This window comes from Sphingomonas sp. (assembly GCF_035758555.1).
Lineage (GTDB): Bacteria > Pseudomonadota > Alphaproteobacteria > Sphingomonadales > Sphingomonadaceae > Sphingomonas_B.
Genome location: NZ_DASTXI010000052.1, coordinates 1 through 3,918, shown reverse-complemented (window position 1 = coordinate 3,918; position 3,918 = coordinate 1). Strand labels below are relative to the sequence as shown.

General features: G+C 67.6%; 3 protein-coding genes, 1 tRNA gene and 1 pseudogene. All 5 read right to left on the bottom strand.

Annotated features, from left to right (window positions below):
* Positions 1-797: DUF6538 domain-containing protein (locus VFT73_RS03005; RefSeq protein ID WP_326408667.1), on the bottom strand; the 797-nt coding region annotated here is incomplete at its 3' end.
* Positions 798-879: 82 nt separating this feature from the next.
* Positions 880-955: transfer RNA gene (locus tag VFT73_RS03000), tRNA-Glu, on the bottom strand.
* Between the two features lie 45 nt (positions 956-1,000).
* Complete coding sequence (locus tag VFT73_RS02995; protein ID WP_326408666.1) at positions 1,001-2,551, bottom strand: DHA2 family efflux MFS transporter permease subunit; 1,551 nt, start codon at positions 2,549-2,551, stop codon at positions 1,001-1,003.
* On the bottom strand, positions 2,551-3,708 hold the full coding sequence (locus VFT73_RS02990) for an HlyD family efflux transporter periplasmic adaptor subunit (protein WP_414712778.1): 1,158 nt from the start codon (positions 3,706-3,708) through the stop codon (positions 2,551-2,553). Before VFT73_RS02990 ends, VFT73_RS02995 begins: the two co-directional genes overlap by 1 nt.
* Positions 3,708-3,918, bottom strand: a pseudogene (locus tag VFT73_RS02985) (multidrug transporter); the annotation flags it as partial. The pseudogene VFT73_RS02985 and the gene VFT73_RS02990, both read right to left, overlap by 1 nt.

The following is a 3,918-nucleotide window of genomic DNA, read 5'->3' as shown; positions in this document are numbered from 1 at the left end:
AACAGGTCGTGGAACCGATTGACCGCGAGCAGATACTCGCGCGCCGTCTGGACGCTGGGATTCTGGAACGTCTTCCAGTGCTCGTAGGCATCCCGCATGGTGCCGCAATCCGGCGGCGGCGGCGCTGCGAGTTGAGCGGCCCAGGTCGTCGGGGCAACGACCGGGTCCTTGTGGACCTCGGGCTTGAGGAGCTCGGCGAGCAGCGCTTCCGCCAGAATACGCGCTTCGCGTCGGCCGCCATCCTTGTCGGGCAGCCCTGCGAACTGCCGCACTTCCGGAAGGATGATATGGGCGCGGCTATAATCTCCGCGCTCGAACTCCTGGCGAAGCGTGTCAAGCGGGTCGGGGTACGGCATCGCGCCCACGCCTCGGAAGTTTCCGTCCTCGGGAAACACATAGTCATCGGTGAGCCGGTCGAGCTCGGCGCGCTGCTCGTCGACGATCTGGCCCGCGACCAGGGCAAGCGCAAAGGCAGCGCGATTGGATGCCTTCTTGACCGAGGCCGCGTCCCGCCGATCGCCAAGCAGGAACTCGGCGGCAATATCGGCGGCTCGCTCCGGCGTCAGCGCGGCCGCGTCAGGTCCGAGTGCCGCCCACGCGACTTTCTTCCTGGCCTGCCACTTTGCGTCCGCGACCGCGAACAACGGCTTCGCGCCTTCGTAGTCGCGGACGCCAAGCGATTCCTTGTAGTGTGTGCCGCGTCCGAAATAGGCCCGGAGCGCATCCGGGATCTGCCGCCGCAGGTAATAAATGCCGTTCGCGTGAACGTAGAGCCCTGGAGTTTTTGTCGCTTTCATACCATCTCCGCTGTACCAGTCTGCTGTACCAGCGGCGGTTAAAAAGGGCTGAAAACCGGGATTCCGAGCGTTTCCGGCGTTTTGGTGACCCCTACGGGACTCGAACCCGTGTTTTCGCCGTGAGAGGGCGACGTCCTGGACCGCTAGACGAAGGGGCCTGCGCGAGAGGTGCGCACCTATGGGCGGGGGTGCGCGGAGTCAAGCTAGTGGCCGCCGCCGATTCCCGCCGCGGCGCGGCCCTTCGGCGCGATCCACACCAAGGCCGCGGCCACGAGGAACACGGCCCCTGCGATCAGGAAGATGTGGATCACGCCGATCGTCGCCGCCTGCGCTTCGACCATGCGGTCGATCGCCGCGCGTGCCTGTTCTTGGGTCGCCCCCCGCCCTTCGATTTTCGTCATCGTCCCGGCGACGCCGTTCAGCGAGCCGGCGAGCTGGCCGCGGGCATTGGCGTTGGCATTGTCCCACATCGTCGTTGCCAGCGCCGTTCCGAACGCGCCCGACAAAGTGCGGCAGAAGCTCATCATGCCGGCCGCCGCGACCACCTTGTGCGGCGGCACCGATCCGAGCGCGAGCGCGGTCAGGCCGATGAAGAAGAAGGGCATGCCGATCCCCTGCAGGATGTGCGGCAGCGCCAGCGTCCAATAATCGGACTCGGTCGACCAGCGCACCCGCATGAACGACATCAGGAACAGCCAGATGATGCCGCCGCTGACCGTGATCCGGAGGTCGACCTTATCGGTCATCTTGGCCGCGACCGGCGACATGAACACCGCGAACAGCCCCAGCCAGGCGACGACATAGCCGGCGTCGGTTGCGGTATAGCCCAGCACCTGCTGCAGCCAGAGCGGCGTCAGCACCACCTGCGCGAAGAAGGCGCCGAAGGCGAGCGACACCGCCAGCACGCCCGCCAGGAAGCCGCGGTAGCGGAACACGCTGACGTCGACGATCGGATTGGCCTCGGTCAGCTCCCAGATCAGGAAGGCTGCGAAGCCGACGACCGCGATCAGCGCCAGCGTCACGATCCAGGTGGAATGGAACCAGTCATTGTCACGGCCGGTATCGAGCATGACCTGCAGGGCGCCGACGAACAGGATCAGCAGCGCCAGCCCGATCACATCGATCCGCGCGCGAATGACCTTGGTCTCGAACGGCGTGACCAGCTGAGAGACCAGAAACACGCAGAGCGCGACGACCGGCAGGTTGATGAAGAAGATCCACGGCCACGACCAATTGTCGCTGATGATGCCGCCCAGGATCGGACCCAGGATCGGCGCGGCGGTCGTGGTCATCGCCCAGATGCCGAGCGCGGCCGATTGCTGCCCTTTCGGGAAGATCCGCATCAGCAGCGTCTGCGACAGCGGCATCAGCGGTCCGCCGCACAGGCCCTGCATCACTCGGAACGCGACCAGCATGTAGAGGGTGCTGGAAATCCCGCACAGGAACGAGAACAGGCCGAAGCCGATCAGCGACGTCAGGAACCAGCGTACGCTGCCGAACCGCGCCGCCAGCCAACCGGTCAACGGCACGCTGATCGCGTCGGCGACCGCATAGCTGGTGATCGTCCACGTCCCCTGGCTCGGCGACACCGCCAGCCCGCCGGCGATGTGCGGCACCGAGACGTTGGCGATCGTCGTGTCCAGCACGACGATGAAATTGGCGAGCGCGAGCGAGAAAGCGGCAAGCCCCAGCCGCCAGCCGGTGAGACTCGGCCCTTCGGCGAATTTGTCGAGCGCGGCGGCGGTCGTCGCCATCAGCGGCCCCGCGTGTCCACCGTCGCTTCCATCGACAGGCCGACGCGGAGCGGATGCGCCTTCAGCTCCTTCGGGTCGAGCGCGATCCGGACCGGGAGGCGCTGCACGACCTTGATCCAGTTGCCGGTCGCATTCTGCGCCGGGATCAGCGCGAAGGCGGCGCCGGTGCCGCCCGCGAAGCCGACGACGCGCCCATGGAACACGACGTCGCCGCCGTAGAAGTCGGATGTCAGCTCGACCGGCTGGCCCGGCCACACCTTTGCGAGCTGGTCCTCCTTGAAGTTCGCGTCGACATAGGCGGCGGCGATCGGCACCAGTGTCATGATCGGCGTGCCGGCGGCGACGCGCTGGCCGACCTGAACCTGGCGATTGGTGACGATGCCGTCGATCGGCGCGCGGATCACGGTGCGCTCCAGATTGAGCTTGGCCTGCTTAAGTCGCGCGCGGGCGGCGAGGACTTCGGGCGCGGTGCCGATGCTGGTGCCTTCGACCAGCGCCTGCGACGCGTTCAGCTCGCCCGTTGCCGCATTCTGTGTCGCTTCGGCACTCTCGACGCCCGCCCGGGCGAGCGCAAGCGCGGCCTGCGCCGACTGAAACGCAGTGCGCGCCTGGGTCAGTTCGTCGCCTGACACTGCGCCGGAGGAGATCAGCGCCTCGCGCCGGCGGAGCTCGATCGCCGCCCGGTTCAGCGTCGCTTCAGCGTCACGGAGCCGGGCCTGCGCCTGCTCGATCTCCGATCCGCGCGCCTCGACCCGCCCTTGCGCGGCGCCGACATTGGCGCGCGCCTGTCGGTATTTCTGCTCCGCCTGGGCACGCGCGCTTTCCGCCTGCGCCACTTCGATCCGCGCGTCGGCGGGGTCGAGCACGACCAGCACATCGCCCTTCTTCACGGCCTGGGTATTGGCGACGCGCACTTCGGCGACGGGCGCTGCGATCAGCGGCGTCACCTGCGCGGTGTCGGCGCCGACATATGCGTTGTCGGTGGAGACCCGTCCCGCCTGGGTCAGTACGAACCAGACGCCCAAGACGGCCGCGCCTGCGAGCAGCACCAGCGCCAGGATGCCGAACCAGCGCTTGCGGCGCCCGCGTCGGTCGGCGGCTGGCGGCGCGTCGTCGATGTCGCCGACAGGCATGTCCTCGGGATTGATATCGGCCATCAGCGCAATCCTGCCATTTGGGGCGCCTCGAACCCGCCGCCCAAGGCGCGGATCAGGGCAATGTCGAGCGTGAAACGTCGCGCTTCCAGATCGGCGACGGCGCGGCGGTTCGCGAGCACGGTGTCGTCGGCCTGGAGCGCAGTGAGCTGGTTGGCGAGCCCACCCTGATACCGGATGCGGGCGATCTTTGCCGCTTCCTCGGCCGCTGCG

What these genes read in the sequence shown, in the direction of transcription:
- VFT73_RS02990 (WP_414712778.1), bottom strand. Translation starts at nt 3,708, where the DNA reads ATGGCCGATATCAATCCCGAGGACATGCCTGTCGGCGACATCGACGAC.
- VFT73_RS02995 (WP_326408666.1), bottom strand. Translation starts at nt 2,551, where the DNA reads ATGGCGACGACCGCCGCCGCGCTCGACAAATTCGCCGAAGGGCCGAGT.